An 18039-nucleotide genomic window follows, 5' to 3' on the forward strand; every position below is an offset into this window, starting at 1 on the left:
CAACTTGGTCAAGAACCGGTCAGGTGGGCGACCAGCGTCTCGCTGATCCGGCGCAACTGGTCGACCTGGGCGGGGCTGAGCGCGTCGAACAGGTGCCGGCGTACCCCCTCGACGTGGCCGGGGGCGGCGGCGGCGAGGGCCGCGAAACCGGCGTCGGTGAGCACGGCGACCTGCCCGCGCCGGTCGGTGGGGCAGTCCTCGCGGCGTACCCAGCCGGCGGTCTCCAGCCGGGCGACGGCGTGCGAGAGCCGGCTGCGCGAGGAGCCGGTGAGGTCGGCCAGCTCGCTCATCCGCAGCCGCCGGTCGGGCACCTCGGAGAGCCGGACCAGGATCTCGTAGTAGGCGTGCGGCATCCCGGCGTCGTGTTGCAGCTCGCGGTCGAGGGTGTCGGTCAGCGCCCGGGTGGCGGTCAGGAAGGCACGCCAGGTCTGCTGCTCGTCGGGGTCCAGCCAGCGGGTCATGACGACCATCATAGCCGGAATAGTTGAACGCTCAACAAAATCGCGCTAGCGTGGTGGACATGGGAATCCACCGCCTCAACCACGCCGTGCTCTACGTCTCCGACCTGCGTCGCAGCATCGACTTCTACCGCGACGTGCTGGGCTTCCGCCCGGTGCCGATGACCCCGGACGGGTTCCGGGGCGCGGCCTTCCTCCAGGCCCCCGACTCGACCAACGACCACGACCTCGGCCTGTTCGAGATCGGCACGAACGCCGGCCGATCGCAGGCCGGCCGGGCCACCGTCGGCCTCTACCACCTGGCCTGGGAGCTGGACACCCTCGACGAGCTGGCCGCCACCGCCCAGCGGCTGGCCGCCGCCGACGCCCTGGTCGGCACCTCCGACCACGGCACCACCAAGAGCCTCTACGGCCGTGACCCCGACGGGCTGGAGTTCGAGATCGTCTGGATCGTCCCGGCCGACCAGCTCGACGAGGACACCCTCGCCGCCCGCAAGCGGATCGGCCGGCTCGACCTCGACCGCGAACGGGCCCGCTACGGCGGGCAGACCCGGGGCGGGGTGGGGATCTCCGTCCCGGTCTGAACGGCCGTACGGTAGAACGACAGGATGTCGATCGACGCCGTCCTGGACGGACTGCTCGTCCGTCAGCTCGACCACTGGCTGCCGGGGGCCCTGCACCGCTCCCGGCGGGCCACCCTCGCGCTGGCGTACGCCGGTGATCCCGGCAGCGCCGAGGCGGCCCTGCGGGTGGTGGCCGGCTTCGCCGACCGGCTCCGGGGCCGCCGGCTCACCGTGCTGGTGCTCGCCGACGGCGGCCCCGAGCTGCCCGCCCGGCTCGGCATCGTCGAGGCCGGCCTGCCCGGCGACGTGGCCGTGCACGTGGTGCCCGGCGACCCGGCCCGGCTGCCGGTGGTGCTCAAGGCGGCCGGAGCGGCCGGCGCACCACTGCTCACCCTGCTCGACGACGCGGCACCGACACCGGCGCTGCTGGCCGCCACGACCACCGGCCGCCCGGCCGAGGTGCTGCTCACCGGCACCGGCACCGACCTGCGGCCGGCCCTGACCGCCGCCGGGTTTCCCCTGGTCGCCGAGGTCGAGCTGGTTCCCGCCGACGGGACGCCGGCCCGCCTGGTCGCCTTCGGCACCGGCCTGGACAAGAGCCTGGAGGCGTTCAAGGACGCGCTCTGGGCCACCGACGCCGACGGAGCCGACGGCATCGCCGTCCGCTACCGGGACCCGGCCGGTGGCCTGCTCGACGTGGGGGCGGACCCGGTGACCGGACCGCTGCACGATGAACTGCTCGCCGAGCTGACCCGCCACGGCCCGCGTACGGTGACCGAGCTGCGTCGGCACGCGCTGACCGCGACCGCCTACCGGGCCGGGGACGCCGGGCGGGCGCTGGCCGAGCTGCTGGACGCCGGCTTGGTCACCCGGGACCCGGAGCACGGGCGGCTCGGCGGGGACGTGCTGATCAGCGCGGGCCCCGCCCCGGCCGCCCGGTCAACTGCCTGACCACGATGGACGCCCCGGTGGCGATCACCCCGATGCTGAACACCATCTGCACGCAGACGATCGCCTTGGCGAGCTGCCCCTGGGCGTGCACGTCCCCGTAGCCGACCGTGGTGAGGGTGGTCAGGGCGAAGTAGAGCGCGTCCAACCGGGTGTGCAGCCCGGAGAACTGCCCCGGCCCGCTGCCGGCCACCACGTAGTCGGCGACCGCGAACGCGAGCAGCCCCGCGACCAGCGCCACCACCAGCCGGCTCAACGAGCGGACCTCGTCCCCGCCGACCGGGGCGCGGCTCCCGAGCTGGCGGCCCACCTGACGGGTGACCAGGACGGTGACCACGCTGATCAGCAGCAGGGTGCCGACCGCGCGCAGGGTCAGCCGCAGTCCGTTCGGATCGGGCTCCAACGGGATCAGGAAGTAGCTGACCACCAGCAGGACGCAGGCCGCCAGGGTGTGCCGCCGCACCCGCGCCCAGTTTCCGTCGTCGCTCGCCATGCGGCGATTCTGCGCCGTCGGGACTGCCCCGATCCGGGGAACGCCGAACCCGGCCGGCGGCGGGCCGGGGCATGGACGCCGAACGGGGTGCCGGTGGACCACCGGCACCCCGTTCGACACAAGGGCGTCACGCCCGGGACTTGTCCTGCTTCCAGGACAGCGGGCCCGGCAGGTCGACGCGGTGCGCCTTGGCCCGGGAGTTCCACGACCAGCGACCGATCTTGATGCTCCACGACGAGAAGCCGTTCTCGGTGAAGTTCAGGATGATCGGCCCGTACTTCTTGCGCTTACGGAACATCAGACCCATCGTGGCGCTCCCTTCGCGTTCCCTGTCATCGTTACCGTCTCGGCCCGCTAGATGCCCGCATCCACGAAAACCGAAACCTGCTCCGGTCCAGGCTGGACGGTGTCGACCACGGCGGGACGATTCTGGCGTGCCGAACCGGTGGCGCGACCGTCAGCGCGGCTCCCACGCATCGGGCAGGGTGGTCAGCTTGCGGACGTGCGTCGGGAGCCGTCCGCTGACCACCTCGGCGAGAGTCACCTCGTCGAGTACCTGCCGGACGGCGGCACGCACCGCCACCCAGAGCCGGGGGAGGTTCTCCGCCGAGCCCTCGTACCGGGTCTCCTCGGGACGTAGCCCGCGTACCCCGGCCAACGGGCCCTCGACGGCGCGCAGGATCGCCCCGACGGTGACCTCGCGCGGTGGTCGGGCCAGGGTGTAACCGCCCTCGGCGCCGCGCTGCGCGCGGACCACGCCGGCCCGACGCAGGTCAGCCAGGACCGCTTCGAGAAACTTGCGCGGCATGTCCTGCTCGCTGGCGATCGCCTGGGTGGAGAGCAGGGAGGGGTAGGCGGTGGCCAGGCTCAGGGCCGCTCGAACCGCATAGTCGCCGCGCGCGGAGATCTGCACCATGCCATCATGCCCGTCCGACAGGGTCAGCGGGGTCAGCGGGTCGCCGTGGTCGGACTATCCGCGCCGACGGGCGGTCCCGGGCGGCCCGGAACGCGCCCGGACTCACCCCCACCTCGCGGGTGAAGAACCGGCCGAAGTTCGTCGGCTCGGGGAAGCCGAGCTGCCGACCGATCCGGGCCACCGGCTCGTCGGTGGCGGCGAGCAGCCGACGGGCCTGGAGCGCGACCCGCTCGTCGACCACCTGTTTGGCGCTGCGCCCGGTCACCGCCAGACAGGCCCGGGTCAGGGTACGCACCGAGCACCCCAGCCGGGCCGCATAGTCCTCCACCCGCCTGGTGTGCGGGTACCCCGCCTCCACCTCCCGGCAGAACCGGCGGAACGTGGCCCGCTCGGTCCGCTGCGGGTCGGTGTCCTCGGGCGTCGCGCCGGAGTTGCGGACGCCGGGCAACAGGGCGAGCCGGATCAGCAGCACCGCGAGCTGGTGCCGCAGCAGGGCGTGCGCGGCCGGGTCGGCGCGGTGCCGGCGGTGGTCCACCACGAGCTGGGAGACCTCGTTGATGACGGCGTCCTCGTCCGGGCCGGTGAGCTGGTGGTGCTGCGGCACGGCGGCGGGGTCGACGTCCAGGCCGCGCAGCGCGTCGGCGTGCCAGCGGAGCACGACCGCGTCGAGCCGCGCGGGGCAACGCAGCACCTGGCCGGGGACGGCCCGCAGCAGGGTGCCGGGGCGGCAGGGCAGCGCCCGGAAGTCCAGCTCGACGAAGCCGTGCCCGCCGGTGACCAGGGCGAGCAGATCGTGGTCGAGCAGGACCGGCCGGGGCGCGCCCGTGCCGGGGACGAGGTCGCCCAGCTCCAGGACGTCGATCTCGGGGCGGGGCAGGTCGGGACGGGTTGCCGGGGAGAGCTGACCGGAAGGGACCATCGTCGTCGACCGTAACCGGGGACGGCCGAGGTCGCATCCCGGCGACGGGACTCTGTCGCGCTTGCGGTGGAGGGGTGTCCCGCCGGGGTTGTCCGGCTGCCGGGGCCGGGCTACGTTACCGATCGGTAAGGACCGCGACGTGCGATGGGGTGCTCATGACGGATCTGTTCTCGGTCGACGGCAAGACGGTTCTGGTCACCGGCGGCTCCCGGGGGATCGGGCTGATGATCGCCCGGGGCTTCGTCCGGGCCGGGGCCACGGTCGTCATCTCGTCGCGCAAGGCCGACGTGTGCGAGGCGGTGGCCAAGGAGTTGTCGGCCGAGGGGCGGTGCGAGGCGATCCCCGCCGACCTCGGCGACGACGCGGGCGCCGAGGCTCTCGCCGCCGCCGTCCGCGAGCGGTGCGACCGGCTCGACGTGCTGGTCAACAACGCGGGGGCGACCTGGGGCGCGCCGCTGGAGTCGTACCCGGGCAGCGCGTTCGACAAGCTCTGGGCGGTCAACGTGAAGGCGGTGTTCCGGCTCACCACCGCGCTGCTGCCGGCCCTACGGGCGGCGGCCGGCGACGACGACCCGGCCCGCGTGATCAACATCGGTTCGATCGACGGGCTCCGGGTGCCGACGATGGAGGTGTACGCCTACTCGGCCACCAAGGCCGCCGTGCACATGCTCACCCGTAGCCTCGCCCACCAGCTCGCCGCCGAGCGGATCACGGTCAACGCGATCGCCCCCGGCCCGTTCGAGAGCAAGATGATGGCCTTCGCCCTGGACGACCCCGCGACCCGGGCGGCGATCACGCAGCAGGTGCCGCTCGGCCGGATCGGCCGCCCCGACGACATGGCCGGCGCAGCGATCTTCCTGGCGTCGCGGGCCGGGGCGTACCTGACCGGCGCGGTGATCCCGGTGGACGGGGGCATCACCACGCACGGCTGACCGGCGGGCCCGACGGGCGGCGGCCTGACCGGGCGGTGGCGTGACCGGGCGGCATGGCGCGTAACCGGGCGGTGGACGGCCGGAGCCGCGCGGACTCGGCAGATCCGCGCGGCTCCGGGGCAGACTGGTCAGCGACCGGCGAGCAGCCGGGTCACCGCCGTGTCGACGTCCAGGTGCTCGGCCTCCCGGCCGCGCGGGACGACGACGTAGGTCCGGCGCAGGAAGCGCACCAGCACGCTGCGCGGGACCTCGAACAGGGCGTTGCCGTCCGGCGACGACAGGGCCAGCGCGACGAAGTCGCCGCGCGGGGTGGCCCAGGGCCAGACCCGCACGTCGCCGATGCCCGCCGGCTCGTCGAGGCCCGTCACCAGCAGTTCGCGGGCGAACGACCAGCTCACCGCCTCGCCGCCGGCCGATTCGGCATGGAACAGGACATGGACCGCATACGGGTCAGCAGGGTCGTAACGCAGGCTGGCACGCACCGGCAAGGCGGTGGCGTCAGGCGCGACGAGCCTTAGCGACGTCTCGACCTCTACGGTCGTCGGTCGGATGACACTCATGGACGTTCTCCCCCCGGCACCGCTGCGGAACGCGCGTGTCCCGCTTTTCCCATACTCAGGTGCTACTGCTGGCTACGCTCCGCCATACGCTGACTTCACCCAGTGGTGGGAAGGGGGTCCGAATCGCCGCGAGAATGTGAGAATTCTTGTAGGATTTCCGGTTCTGCCCAGTCGGGAGCCCGTCCGAAGTCGGGTGGTTCAGTCGTCGACTTACTCCGGTAACGTCCAGTGGTCTGCGCAAGTGACGGGCCGGGACGACACTGGGGGGTGAAATGGCCGCGAAGCGTTCCTCAATGGATGCGGTGAGTGGGGCCGAGTCACCGAAAGTAGGGGCCCGGGCAGCCAAAAGGCGGGGTGACAGGGTGCCGATCAAGCCACCGGACCGAGACGGTCGGGCGACCTCCGACGCCGGACGTGCCGGTCGCGTCGCTGGCGCCGCCCGCAACTCCCGCGGCCGGGCCCGACCGGTCAACGGACGCGCCCGCGGTGGCGGGGGTCGATCCGGTCGAACCGCCCTCGCCGCCCGCCCCACCGGCTGGCGGTGGCGGCTGCGCACCACCCTCGACCTGATCCGGGCCAACCCCACCGGCCGCGTAGCCCTCAAGATATTCATCGCCGTCGCCGGGGCGATCGTGGTGACCGTCGGCATCGCCCTGATCCCGCTGCCCGGTCCCGGCTGGCTGATCGTCATCGCCGGCCTCGCCATCTGGGCCGTCGAGTTCCACTGGGCCCGCCGGCTGCTCGGCTTCACCCGCCGCCACGTCCACGCCTGGACCCGGTGGGCCACCACCCGCTCCCTGCCCGTACGGCTCCTGCTCGGCTCCGTCGGCCTGGTCTTCGTCGCCGTGGTGCTCTGGCTCTCGCTCAAGTACAGCCTCGGCATCGACCTGGTCGCCCAACTGCTGCACCACCTCGCCACGACCTGACCGGTACCCCGGGTTTTTGGCTCCGCCGCACGATCGGGTAGAGTCAACGGCGCTGAGGGCGATTAGCTCAGTGGGAGAGCGCTTCGTTCACACCGAAGAGGTCGCTGGTTCGATACCAGCATCGCCCACTCTCAGTACCGCAGGTCAGAGGCCGCTTCCCGGGTTCGGGAGGTGGTCTTTCTGCTGTCGGGCGATGAACAGGTAGTTGGCTGTGGTCGCGTAGGGTCGACGGCGTGATTACCGATCTCGATGCTCTGCCGAAGATCGGTGCGCCGGCTGTGCGCGCCCTGACCCAAGCGGGCTATCCGACGCTGCGTGACCTCGTGGGCGTGTCACGCGCCGAGCTGTCCGTGCTGCACGGGGTGGGACCGAAGGCGCTCGGAATCATTCAGCACGCACTGGAGCAGCACGATCTCAGTCTCGGATAGAAACTCCTCAGCAGCGATTACGCCGGGCGACTCGGGCGGTGCTCGACCAGGGGACTTCTGCTAGCCGATGTTGCTCCTGACCACCGCTTCCCCTGCGCTCCCCGGCCGGGTGCGGCACGGACGCCCTCCGGCCCGGACGGAGGCCGGGATGGTGGGTGCGCATCCTTTCGAGCTGATGACATCAGCGATTCAGGTCCAAGTGGTCCGGCGCGGCCGTTTCGATCGGTGGCCGACCCGATCGGGCTTGGCCGGCCCCGGCTGACTCGACGGCTGTGGGGGAAAACCCTGTCCGTGCCGTTTCCGGAGACAGGCATCGGCGGCGATTCGTCAACGCCGGCAGGTCGAAAGAGCGCTGGGAGCGTATATCCACCCGCCGCCCCGGCCCCGCCTGCTTGCCGGGGGAACCCCCGCGTCTGGGCGGACAGCTACCCAGCGGCACACCGTCGAGGGCGTGGCGGATTCGCGACGTGCGTACCAGCTACGTGTCGCCCGTGACTCACGGATTGGTCAGCGTCGGGTGGTTGTTGTCGGGCGCGGTGAAAGAGCGACCCTTGCGGGCCGGCAGCACTTCCGATACACAAAGGGCGGTGCACCGAGCGCGTCCGAGACCTCACCGAAGGTCGTCCGCCGACATCGATGGAGGTGCGGTCATGGCATTGACCCCGGCGGCCGGTGGTGGCGACTCCTCGACGTCGCCCCTGCCGATTCAGGCACCGGGACCGGTCAATGCCGAGGTCCAGTGGGACGGGTTCGACCCACAGACGTATGTCCGACACAACTACGCGGACCTGCGGGCCGATGATCAGGAATTCCTCCGCCGGACCAGGGACTTCTTCGCCGGGGTTGAACTTTCCGGGGCGCGCTGCGTCGACGTGGGGTCGGGAGCGAATCTCTATCCGACGCTGGCGCTCCTGCCGTTCGCTCAAACTATCGATCTATGTGAATGGTCGACGTCGAATGTGTGTTGGCTGCGTCAGCAGGTCGACTCCTACGACCCGATGTGGGATCCGTACTGGCAGGTGTGTGCTGAGCACCCGGCGTACGCTGCCCTGACCGATCCGCGGCGGCGTCTGGCGCGGGTGGCCCGGGTATCGCGGACCAGTGTCTTCAACCTGCCGGTGCACGCCTGGGACGCCGGAACGATGTTCTTCGTGGCGTGTTCCATCTCGGCTCATCGCTCGGAGGCCGAACGGGCGATCGCCCGGTTCCTCCGTGCGTTGCGGCCCGGGTCACCCTTTGCCCTGGCGGTCATGCTCGGCTCCGCCGGCTACCACGTCGGTCGACGGTCGTTTCCGGCGGTGTCACTGGCCCGTGCCGAGGTCGTTGCCGGTATCGCCGCGGGCGCGTACGAACTTGACGTCCACGAGGAACGCCCCCGGCCGCCGTTGCGCGACGGTTACGTGAGTATGTTGCTGACCACGGGTCGTACCCGCGGATAGCGTCGACGCCGGAGCCTGAACGGCGCCGTCGACGGCGGCAGTCGGGCCTGGTCCACACCCGATGGTCGGCTTGCCGACACCCCGCCGACAAAGCGATTCGGACGGTGGTCGACCGGCCCGCTACCATGACGGTGCACGTCATTGTCGGCCCCCGTGGATCCTCGCGCGTACGGCAACATCAGCGGTTTCGAGTCGGCGACTACAACAACAGACGGCGGTGGATCATGCGGATACAGCCGCGCCAGGAGATCCTCGACATCTGGCGGGCCACGGTGCGCAGTTGTTGGGAAAATGGTGAATGGCGCTGGGGCGGCCGGAGCGGCAGCAACTCGATCAGTGACGCGGAGCAGTTGCTCACCCTGCTGCTCCCCGCGGCCAAGGTTTCCGTGCTGTCGCTCGACGATCCGGACCGGGTCGACGACGACGTGGTCGAGGCGCTCGGCTCGCTCGGCGACGCGATCAGGATCCCTCGTCAGCTGGTCGGCGTGATGATCGACTATTTCCGCCGCTACACCGACGAGGCCGGCACGCCGATCTTCGCCGGTGGCAGCTACCTCACCCCGACGGAGGGCGGGCCGCCGCTCACCGAGGAGCAGTACTCGCGGGACATCGTCGACTCCTTCGCGGTGTCCGTCACGCTCACGCTGGCGACGATCGGTTTCGTCAAGGTCTACCGGAAGGCCACCCAACGGCGTGATCTCCTCGCCCAGTTGGACGAGTTGGAGGCGATGGCCAACGTGCGGCTGACCGCGGCCATGGTCGGTCTGCTCCGCAGCTTCAGCACCTCCGTCTTCACCCCCACCGACCCGTACGGCCGTCGGCTGTGCGACATGGTCAACCAGGACGAGTTGCCGCGCCGGGAAGTCGTGGACGCGTTGCGCGAACAGCTGCGGGACACGATGGCCAGCCTGCGCAGCGTGCTCCTCGGGTCGGGCCGGGTGACCGAAGACCTCGACAACAGCGAGATGCTCTTCGAGTGCGGCTGGTCCTGGGGGACCATCGCCGGAGCCGAGGAGGTCCCGACCACCGAACCGATCGGCCGGCAGCGCCCCGGGTCCGCGGAGAACGCCCCCTACCTCTACTTCACGGTCATCGCGATGGACGCCATCGAGGACCTGAACTCCGAACGCACCCGCCTGCTCGGCCTGCTCAACGAGGAACAGCAGCGGCTGTCCCGGGCGCTGCAACTGCGCTGGGAGCTGACCCGGACCTACTGGGCGACGGTGGCGACCTTCGGCAACCGGCGACGCTGGCCGATCGAGGACATCCCGTGGCGGACGACCGACGGCGACCGGACCGACTACTACACGCTGCAGACGACGTCGTTGGCGGTCAAGGGCCTGCTCGCCGTGGGGCGCGGCGGCGACGAGGAACTCGGCCGGATCGCCTCGGTGCTGGTGGAGTTGGCGCAGCGGGCGCGGATCACCCGCCGCGCGTCCCCCGGTGAGCAGGCTCTCCTGGTGCACGCGCCCGGCAAGCAGGTGATCCTCAACGACCGTGAGTCGAAGCCGATCATGACGTGGAACGTCAACGAGTTCTCCACGGTGCTGCTCCAGCGGGCGATAACCGTCGCCGGCCTGCTCAACAACGCCCGGCGGCGCAGCGAACTGCTCGAGTTGGCGGACGAGGTGTGGGACCACCTGCTGCAGCGGCGTATCCCGGACGGCCGGCACCGGGGGCTGTGGGACCATGCCGGCGGCGCGTTCCCGGGGCTGGCGCCGATGCCCGAGGCGCCCTCCTGGTACCTGACCGAGCGGGCGGTGCACGCGATGGTCAACGCCAGTCAGCTGCTCTCGGAACGGCCCTTCCCCCGGGCCGGCGGGCTCGCGGCGTACGCCCAGGATCTCGTCGACGAGGCCGAGTACCTGTTCGACCGGGAGATGATGCGCGGCACGTTCTCCGGGGTGGCGATGCAACGCAACATGCGCAGCATCCGGTCCAGCCTGCGTCGGGCCCAACTGCTGGTGGACGAGCGTCCGGGCACGGCGGCCGCCCTGGCGAACACGGTGTTGCTGCAGATCAACGACGTCACCACCGGTCAGCAGAAGGCCGGCGAGGGGATCTGATGCTGGTCTTCGTCACGTCACACAAGGGTGGCACCGGTCGGTCGGTGACCGCGGCGAACATCGCCTACCGCAGCGCGCTGGCCGGCAAGTCGACCTGCTACCTGGACTACGACTTCGGCTCGCCGACGGCGGGGATCACGTTCCAGATCCCGCAGGCCGTCAACGGGGTGGAGGGCTCGGGGCCCAGCCGCGGCGGTCTGCACCGGTACCTACTTGGGCAGATTCCCTCGCCCGAGCGGCTGGACGTCTGGGGCACCTCCGAGCGCGCCAGCCTGCGCCAGCGGCCCGTCGGATCGGGGGCCCTGGTGCTCCTGCCCGGCCAGCGCAACGGCAGTGAGTTCGGCTTCACCAGCGACATCGCCAAGCGCTGCGTCGACCTCTTCCTCCGCCTGGAGGAGGAGTTCGACCTGACCCTGGTGGACCTCAGCGCCGGCCGGTCGTACGCCAGTCACATCGCCCTGGCCGCGACCGCCACCCCCTCCCTGTGCAAGGTCGCCGCCCGCTGGCTGGTCTTTCACCGGTGGACCCCGCAACACGTCACGGCGGCGGCGGACCTCGCCTTCGAGGCGGGCGGGATCCTGGCCGTGGGCGGGGAGTACGGCCATGAGCCGGAACGGCTGCGGGAGTCCCTGCGGTTCGTCCGCACCGCGGTGATCGACGCCCGGGGCAGCGAGGTGGGCCATCTCGACCTCGCCCAACAGGCGTTCCTGCGGAAGTGCGACGACGAGCTGTCGGAGCTGGCCCGACGTAAGGGGGTCGGCCGTACCACCCGGCTCGGCTCGGTGCCGCTCGACCCGCTGTTGCAGTGGCGCGAGCAGCTCATCTCGGACCACGACGTGCAGACCAAGATCGCGAATATGAGGACGGTGGACGCCTTCGTGGACCTGACCGCGAAGCTGTTCGACGAGACCGCGTGGGAAGCCGTGTGATCGACGTGGACGTGAAATTCCAGGAGGCGGCTGCGGTGGCCCGTACGGAGAGCGTGGCGTACGCGCACCTGTCGGTGGAGTTGGGGCACTTCTACGCCGAGGACTTCGGCGCGGGATGTCAGGAGCTGCGGGACAGGTTCGCGCGGATCGCCGAGTGGTCGGCAATCATCCCGGGGCTGGCGAGCCGGGGGCTGACGGGGGGCCGCCAGCCCCGGATCAGCACCTGCTTCATGGTGGACGACTACTTCCACCGGTTCGGCACCCCGCGCGAGGTGATCGGGCAGGTGCAGAGCGCGGCGGCGGCGCAGGGGCTGGTGCTCGACTACGTCGCACGGGAGTCCAGCTTCGCCCGCCACGACGGCGTCGAGCTGGCCCAGATGGTCGTCGACGCCCTGGTGGTGGAGCCACCCCGGAACACCACCGGTAGCCGCCCCCCGCTGAGCGAGTCGGGCTGGCTGTCCAACGGGATGCGCTCACCCGGTCACGTCGACGCGCCGGCGATGACGCTGCCCCGGCCGTGGTCCCCGCCGGTGCAGTCCGGTGACCCCCGGCACTCCATCTTCGTCGACGTCGAGCTGTGGTCCGGTGAGCCGAGCCGCCGGGTGTGGGCCTGTGCCCTGCTCGCCTCGGTCTGGCAGATGGCCCGGCTGGGCGTGTTGCGTCGTCGCGGCGAGGTGCTGATGCAGCCGCACCGGCTCACCGGCGAGCTGCCCGACTCGTGGGATGCGCTACCCGCCGTCGTCCAGCTGAATCCGGCCGCCGCGCCGTTCTGCGCGTACCGCACGCTGACGCTGATGGACACCCAGTACCTGCCGGTGGAGTTGGCGGTGCGGACGGTTCTCGGCCAGGTCGCGGTGCCCCCGGCGGTCGCGCAGCAGATCACCAGCCGGGCGGGCGGCGAGGGCCTGCGGTTGCCCGACGAACTTGTCGACCGGTTGAGTTACGTGTTCATCGGCGGGTGAGCGGTCATGGCCCTGCCGCACGGCTGGCCGGCCAGGTCACGCAGCAGGGTCAGGTTGGCCACGGCGATCTGGTCCCGGATCCAGGTCACCGACGCGTTCCACTGCCGGCTGAACCCCGGCACCTGTTCGAGCCGGTCCCAGATCGGCCGCAGCCGGGGGCTGACCCGGGCACCGGGCAGCCACAGGTGCAGCAGGTGCTCCAGCACCGGCCGCAGCCGCTCGACGTGTTCCTGACCGGAGGCGGAGCGGGCGACGGCGGCCTCCACGAGGGAGGACAGCGTGGTCAACAGCCAGTCGTGCAGGGCGAGGTCCTCGCAGAGGCCGACCACGGCGTCCGGCATGTCCTGGGGATCCAGCACCAGTTCGACCGTACGCAGGGTGGGGGAGTCCACCGTGACCACCGCCGAGACCTCCCGCTCCGGGCGCGGCGACACCTGCGCGGCCCAGCGCAGCCGGGTACGCGCCGCGCGCAGCGGCGGACGCCGGTCCAGCAGGTCGGACGTCTGCACACCGTCGAGGACCCGGCCGGTGATCGCCTCCAGGTTCAGCACGTCGGCGTCGTCGCCGCGCAGGAAGCCCGCGGTCAGATCCACGGCGTCCAGTTTGCCGACCGTCTCCAGGACGCCGGGGTTGGCCAGGTAGTGCGACCACGGCCGGCGTCGTTGGCCGCCCGTCACCCGGATGACCGATGACGCCTGCACGATCCGGCCGCCGGTGACGATCGCCCGGCTGACCACCGCACCGACCCCGCGTAGCTGACGGCGTCGGGCACTGGGCAGCCAGCAGTCCACCCCGGTACGGACGTCGGGGGAGACCGCGTAGAGCGATGGACGGCGGGAGGTCAGCACCGTCTCGCCCTCGACCAGGTGCAGCACCTCGGAACTCTGCTCCTGGGCCAGCGCGGTGCTGTGCTGCAGCAGGTTGGTGTGCACCTCACCGAGTGTGAGCATGACTTCCTCCGCATCACCGCATCCGTCCGCGCCGGCTCGCGGAATGCGTCCCTGGTGATTGACGTGCGCCGCCGTGATCCGTACCGACCCGGATGCGGGCCGGACGAAAGGAAACCTCGGGGAAGTGAGATTCGGCCCGCTCGGACCTGAATCCGTGCGTCGACATCATAGGCCCCTCCGCGGGAATCCCACGCGCAGCAACGCGCATCGAGTTTCTGTCGAACATGAGCAGGTGACGACGGCTGGTATTTTCAAAGCAACGGTCACCAGTCTCCCCCCGGAGTTCGCCGTTCATGAAGGTATACATCTCAGCCACCCAAAAGGACCTGCTGAAATACCGCTTGGCCGTACACGCCGTGGCCCGTCGGCTGAAGATCGAGGACGTCGCCATGGAGGCGTACGGCGCGGACGTCCAGCCACCGCTGGAGCGCTGCCTGAGTGACGTCCGGGACTGTGACCTCTACCTCGGGCTCTTCGCCTGGCGGTACGGATTCCGGCCGCCCGGCCAGACGTCGTCCATCACCGAGCTGGAATACCGTGCCGCGCTCGCGGCCGGAAAGCCCTGCCTGGTCTTCCTGCTCGCCGAGGACGCGCACTGGCCGGGTCGCATGATGGACCGGGGCGACGACGGTGACCGGATCGTCGATCTGCGCCGGGAACTCCAGGAGCACCACCTGTGTGACTTCTTCTCCAGCGTGGACGACCTGACCGCCAAGGTGACGGCGGCGCTGGCCGACGTGCTCAGCGGCCGGTCCCCGGTCCGCGGCCCGGCCGATCCGGGCACCCATCTGCCGGAGGAGATGCGGGCCCGCTACCACCGGAACCTGGCCCTGATGTACGAGGCGGTCCCGGTGAACGCCGTCTCACCCCGTCCCACCATCGGTTACCTGACCGTCGGGCTGCCGAAGGTGTTCGTGGAGCCCCGCGTGCACGAGGAAGCCCGCCCGGAGATGCCACTGGCCTGGTGGCGCACGACCGGGGCCACGCCGGACGGTGACGACGCGGGGCTGCCCGGGGTGGTGGACCCGGAGGAGGTGGAGCGCCTGCGGGAGGAGTACGCGGCCAAGGACGCGTCGATGCTGTTCGACGTGGTGTGCGATCCCGCCCGGCGGATGATCGTGCTGCTGGGCGACGCCGGATCCGGAAAGTCCGCGGTCGCCCGCTACCTGGCGCTGGTGCTGGCCGGGGTCTGCGCCGAGCCCCGGCTGGCGGCGCTGGACGGCCACCTGCCCGTGCTGATCGAACTGCGGTCGTACGCCACGCACCGGGGAGACGGGCGGTGCGACGGCCTGCTGGACTACGTGGGCCACAGCCAGCAGATGGGCCTGCCCGGACTCGACCGGGGAGTGCTGGAGACCTATCTGCGCCGGGGCGGCCGGGCGTTGTTCCTGTTCGACGGCCTCGACGAGGTGGTCGACCCCGCGCAGCGGGAGGAGGTGGCCGCGCAGATCGCCACCTTCGCCAACGAGTACCCGGGGGTGCTGACTGTGGTCACCTCCCGGTCGGCGGGACACCTGCGGCCGCCCTTCGCCAACGCCGGGTTCGACCATTTCACGATCGAGGATCTCGACGACGGGCAGATCGCCCGCTTCCTCGGCAACTGGTGCCGCTACGTGATGCCCACCGAAGCGGAGGCGGAACGGCAGCGGCGACAGCTACTCGACGTGGTGCGCAACTCCCGGGCGATGCACGAGATCGCCGGCAACCCACTGCTGCTGATCCTCATGGCCATCGTCGGCCGGGGCCACCCGCTGCCCCGCAACAGACGACGACTGTACGCACACGTCACCGACGTCCTGATCTCCGAGTGGGACGTCACCAAACAATTGCGGGAGAGCCACGGCGAGGCGCCGGTGCTGGATCTGAAGGCAAAGCACCGGCTGCTGCGCCAGCTGGCATTCCGCATGCAGTTCCGGGAGTCCGGGCTGGCGGGGAACTGCATCGAATCCGACGAACTGGCACTCATCTTCCGGGATCACCTCGTCGCGTTCTACGGTTTCGGCAACGAGCGGGCACTCGCCATGGCCTACTCGATGATCGGCAAATTGCGCGAGCGGAGTTTCATCCTGGAGCGCTACGGCCTGCGGCTGTTCGGGTTCGTGCACCGGGCGTTCCTGGAGTTCTTCTGCGCCGAGGAGATCGTGGACGGAATCGAGCATGATCCGGGCTACTGGGGCCCCGACCGGTTGCGTTCGCTGTTCCGCGACCACTGGGCCGATCCGTCCTGGCGGGAGGTGCTCCGGCTGGTGGCCGGCGCACTGCCCGTCCCGACCGCCAACGACCTGATCGTCCGGCTCGCCACCGAGGGAACCCGGCCCTGGCCGCCGCTGAACCTGACCGGTCCGCCCTGGAACCTGGTGCTCGCCGCGCAGTGCGTGGCGGAGGCCCCGCAACCCGCGGACCTGGCGGAGGCGGGCGAGACCGTGTTGCGCCAGGTCGTGCTGCTGGTCGAGCACGGCATCTCCGCCGACGACCCCCAACTGGTCGACCTCACCGAGCACGAGCTGCTCTCCTCGATCCGGGCGCTGGGGCCGGACTGGCCCGGCCGGACGACCTTCCTGCACTGGTACCGCCGCCGTGGGATACGTACCAGTTGGCGCACCGGCTCCGCGTTCGCCACCCGGATCGCCGCCGCGCTCTCCACCGCCGACGAACGGCTTGAGGACCTTCTGCTTCTGGAGTTCGGGCAGGGTAGCGAGCGGCACGCCCACCTCACCCTGGTCGCCGGGCTCGCTGAGGCCGCCGCCCGGATGGACCCCACCGGTCGCCGACGGTACCGGGACCTCCTGCTCGCCCAGGCCCGCGCCGAAATTTCCACCGCGGTCCGTCAGGCCGCGGTGCGGGCGCTGGTCACCCACTTCGGCGCCGACCCCGACCTGCCGGACGTGCTGCGTGGACTCGTCGACTCCGCCGACCTCGCGGTGCGCACGCTGGTCGTACAGTCCCTCGGCGGTCGCACCGCACTGTCCGACGACGTCCGCCGGATGGTGGTCCGGGCCACCACGGATCCCGACGTCCCGGTACGCCGGGCCGCCGTCGGGGTGCTCACCGCGCGCCTGACCGAGGTGCCGGAGGCCGCCGGGACGCTGCGGCGGCTGCTCGACACCGACCCCGACCCGGGGGTGGCGCAGCGGGCACTGGAGGGCCTGCTGGCCCTGCCCGGGCAGGCCGGGTCGGCCCGCGCCGCCGCGCTGCTACGGGTGGACGGCGATGCCCCGGACGAGGTACGACGCTGCCTGCTGACCACCCTGCTGCCCGGTCCACCGGGCCTGGAGGACATGGACCTGCTGCTGAAGCTGGTCGGCTCGGACAGCTCCGCGCGGCTGCGCACGGCGGCGGTGCGGCTGCTGGCCGCCGGACCCGATCCGGAGGGACGGTGCCGGTCCCGGCTGGTCGAACTGATCGAACAGGACGAGGAGCCGTCCGTGCGGGCTGCCGCGGTGACCGCGCTGATCGACCGGGACCGGGCCGAGGAGACCGGACGGACCGTGGTGGCGAAGGCGGCCCGGGAGGACGAGGACGCGACGGTACGCCTCGCGGCGGTGCGCGCCCTGGTCGACGCGTACCCGGACCACCGCACCGGGGAACTGCTGATGGCAAGCGCCCGACTCGACCCGACGGCGAGAGTCCGGCTGGCCGCCGTCGACCTGCTCACCGGGCGGCTGCCGATCGGCCGCGCCACCCGTACCCTGCTGATCGGCCGGGCCTCCGAGGAGCGGGACGCGCTCGTCCGGTTGCGGGTCACCCGGAGCCTGGCGGCCCTCGCCGACCCGCCCGAGCCGACGGTGCGGGAGTGCCTGACCGAGCAGGTCAGCAGGGATCCCGATCCGACCGTGCTCCGCGCGGCGGCCGAGGCGCTCGCCCGGCACGACGGCTCCGACGACCTGCTGGAGACGCTGTGCCGGCGGGCCCGGCGGGACAGCTACGCCGGCATCCGGTTGGCCGCGGTGCAGACGCTCGGCCGGTACGGCGGCTCCGACGCGGTGACCGACGTGCTGTTGGAGTGCGTCGACCTGGACACCGACCCGGCCGTGTTCGACGCGGCGGTGTGCTGTCTGACCGGGCAGAGCCCGACGTCCATGGCGGTGACGCTGCGGCTCATGCGTCGGCTGGCGGACCGGGACCCGGCGATCCGCTCGCGGGTCGCCGCCGCGCTCGGCGAGCACTGCGGCACCGATCCCGAGGTGCAGGTGCTGCTGATCGGTCTGGTCCGCGACGACGCGTCCCTGGAGGTCCGGCGTCGGGCGGCCGAACAGCTGGGTGCGAACCTGGCCGGCCGGGCGGAGGTGCCGGAACTGCTGCTGAGCCTGGTGGACGACGACGACTGGGAGATCCGCCGGACCGCGCTGCTCTCGTTGACCCGGCACCACTGGGGGGACCCACGGACCCGGGAGCTGCTGGTGCGCCTCACCCACCGGGGGGAGGACGACAGCACCCGGCGGCTGGCCGGCCAACTGCTGGCCACCCTGCCCGGCACCAGGCCCGACGACTTCCTGTGACCGGCCCGCGCGCGGCGCTTCGCGACGGCTTCTGATCGACCCCGTCAAATA

At 71.4% G+C, this 18039-nt stretch carries 17 protein-coding genes and 1 tRNA gene; 11 read left to right on the forward strand and 7 right to left on the reverse strand.

The features are described from left to right. Nucleotides 1–8: 8 nt before the first annotated feature. Nucleotides 9–470 (reverse strand): MarR family winged helix-turn-helix transcriptional regulator, encoded by a 462-nt coding sequence (locus JQX11_RS06845; protein ID WP_204924177.1) that lies wholly within the window; start codon nucleotides 468–470, stop codon nucleotides 9–11. A 50-nt stretch (nucleotides 471–520) separates the two neighbouring features. Here JQX11_RS06845 and JQX11_RS06850 point away from each other — a divergent pair, with 50 nt between their 5' ends. Together JQX11_RS06850 and JQX11_RS06855 are read left to right on the forward strand one after the other, a co-directional pair. Next, a complete protein-coding gene (locus JQX11_RS06850; protein WP_204924092.1) occupies nucleotides 521–1042 on the forward strand; it encodes a VOC family protein in 522 nt (173 codons plus the stop codon). Nucleotides 1043–1066: 24 nt separating this feature from the next. Further along, nucleotides 1067–1972: a MarR family transcriptional regulator gene (locus tag JQX11_RS06855; protein ID WP_232377267.1), complete on the forward strand. Its 906-nt coding sequence runs from the start codon at nucleotides 1067–1069 to the stop codon at nucleotides 1970–1972. Here JQX11_RS06855 and JQX11_RS06860 read toward each other — a convergent pair. From JQX11_RS06860 to JQX11_RS06875, 4 genes are all read right to left on the reverse strand, one after another. Beyond that, entirely contained in the window at nucleotides 1932–2462 is a 531-nt protein-coding gene (locus JQX11_RS06860; protein ID WP_204924093.1) for a potassium channel family protein, read from the reverse strand. The two genes, JQX11_RS06855 and JQX11_RS06860, sit on opposite strands and share 41 nt — an antisense overlap. Before the next feature lie 127 nt (nucleotides 2463–2589). Then, on the reverse strand, nucleotides 2590–2769 hold the full coding sequence (locus JQX11_RS06865; RefSeq protein ID WP_007075522.1) for a DUF4236 domain-containing protein: 180 nt from the start codon (nucleotides 2767–2769) through the stop codon (nucleotides 2590–2592). A 150-nt stretch (nucleotides 2770–2919) separates the two neighbouring features. Further along, entirely contained in the window at nucleotides 2920–3375 is a 456-nt protein-coding gene (locus JQX11_RS06870; protein WP_204924179.1) for an RrF2 family transcriptional regulator, read from the reverse strand. Between the two features lie 7 nt (nucleotides 3376–3382). After that, nucleotides 3383–4297 carry a helix-turn-helix transcriptional regulator gene (locus tag JQX11_RS06875; RefSeq protein WP_204924094.1) on the reverse strand — a complete coding sequence of 305 codons (915 nt, stop codon included), beginning with the start codon at nucleotides 4295–4297 and terminating at the stop codon, nucleotides 3383–3385. A 155-nt stretch (nucleotides 4298–4452) separates the two neighbouring features. Between JQX11_RS06875 and JQX11_RS06880 the strand changes: the two genes are divergently transcribed. Then, nucleotides 4453–5229, forward strand: a complete 777-nt coding sequence (locus JQX11_RS06880) for a glucose 1-dehydrogenase (RefSeq protein WP_204924095.1) — start codon at nucleotides 4453–4455, stop codon at nucleotides 5227–5229. 128 nt (nucleotides 5230–5357) lie between these two features. Here JQX11_RS06880 and JQX11_RS06885 read toward each other — a convergent pair whose 3' ends face one another. Beyond that, a complete protein-coding gene (locus JQX11_RS06885; RefSeq protein ID WP_053653619.1) occupies nucleotides 5358–5789 on the reverse strand; it encodes an SsgA family sporulation/cell division regulator in 432 nt (143 codons plus the stop codon). Nucleotides 5790–6082: 293 nt separating this feature from the next. Between JQX11_RS06885 and JQX11_RS06890 the strand changes: the two genes are divergently transcribed. From JQX11_RS06890 to JQX11_RS06920, 7 genes are all read left to right on the forward strand, one after another. Next, nucleotides 6083–6715 carry a TIGR02611 family protein gene (locus tag JQX11_RS06890; RefSeq protein ID WP_232377269.1) on the forward strand — a complete coding sequence of 211 codons (633 nt, stop codon included), beginning with the start codon at nucleotides 6083–6085 and terminating at the stop codon, nucleotides 6713–6715. Nucleotides 6716–6771: 56 nt separating this feature from the next. Then, nucleotides 6772–6843, forward strand: a tRNA-Val gene (locus JQX11_RS06895). A 105-nt stretch (nucleotides 6844–6948) separates the two neighbouring features. Next, nucleotides 6949–7143, forward strand: coding sequence for a helix-hairpin-helix domain-containing protein (locus tag JQX11_RS06900; protein ID WP_204924097.1), 195 nt, complete (start codon nucleotides 6949–6951; stop codon nucleotides 7141–7143). A 650-nt stretch (nucleotides 7144–7793) separates the two neighbouring features. Further along, nucleotides 7794–8582: an SCO2525 family SAM-dependent methyltransferase gene (locus JQX11_RS06905; protein ID WP_204924098.1), complete on the forward strand. Its 789-nt coding sequence runs from the start codon at nucleotides 7794–7796 to the stop codon at nucleotides 8580–8582. Nucleotides 8583–8806: 224 nt separating this feature from the next. Further along, nucleotides 8807–10648 carry an SCO2524 family protein gene (locus JQX11_RS06910; RefSeq protein WP_204924099.1) on the forward strand — a complete coding sequence of 614 codons (1842 nt, stop codon included), beginning with the start codon at nucleotides 8807–8809 and terminating at the stop codon, nucleotides 10646–10648. Continuing rightward, nucleotides 10648–11577, forward strand: a complete 930-nt coding sequence (locus JQX11_RS06915; protein WP_204924100.1) for an SCO2523 family variant P-loop protein — start codon at nucleotides 10648–10650, stop codon at nucleotides 11575–11577. Before JQX11_RS06910 ends, JQX11_RS06915 begins: the two co-directional genes overlap by 1 nt. Beyond that, entirely contained in the window at nucleotides 11562–12539 is a 978-nt protein-coding gene (locus JQX11_RS06920; protein WP_307826090.1) for an SCO2522 family protein, read from the forward strand. The genes JQX11_RS06915 and JQX11_RS06920 overlap by 16 nt, the downstream gene beginning before the upstream one ends. On the opposite strand, the gene JQX11_RS06925 is transcribed toward JQX11_RS06920, so the two are convergent. Continuing rightward, entirely contained in the window at nucleotides 12518–13489 is a 972-nt protein-coding gene (locus tag JQX11_RS06925; RefSeq protein ID WP_204924101.1) for an SCO2521 family protein, read from the reverse strand. The two genes, JQX11_RS06920 and JQX11_RS06925, sit on opposite strands and share 22 nt — an antisense overlap. A 293-nt stretch (nucleotides 13490–13782) precedes the next feature. Between JQX11_RS06925 and JQX11_RS06930 the strand changes: the two genes are divergently transcribed. Continuing rightward, nucleotides 13783–17988: a HEAT repeat domain-containing protein gene (locus JQX11_RS06930; RefSeq protein ID WP_204924102.1), complete on the forward strand. Its 4206-nt coding sequence runs from the start codon at nucleotides 13783–13785 to the stop codon at nucleotides 17986–17988. The last annotated feature ends 51 nt before the right edge of the window (nucleotides 17989–18039 follow it).

This window comes from Micromonospora humida (assembly GCF_016901255.1).
GTDB lineage: Bacteria > Actinomycetota > Actinomycetes > Mycobacteriales > Micromonosporaceae > Micromonospora > Micromonospora wenchangensis.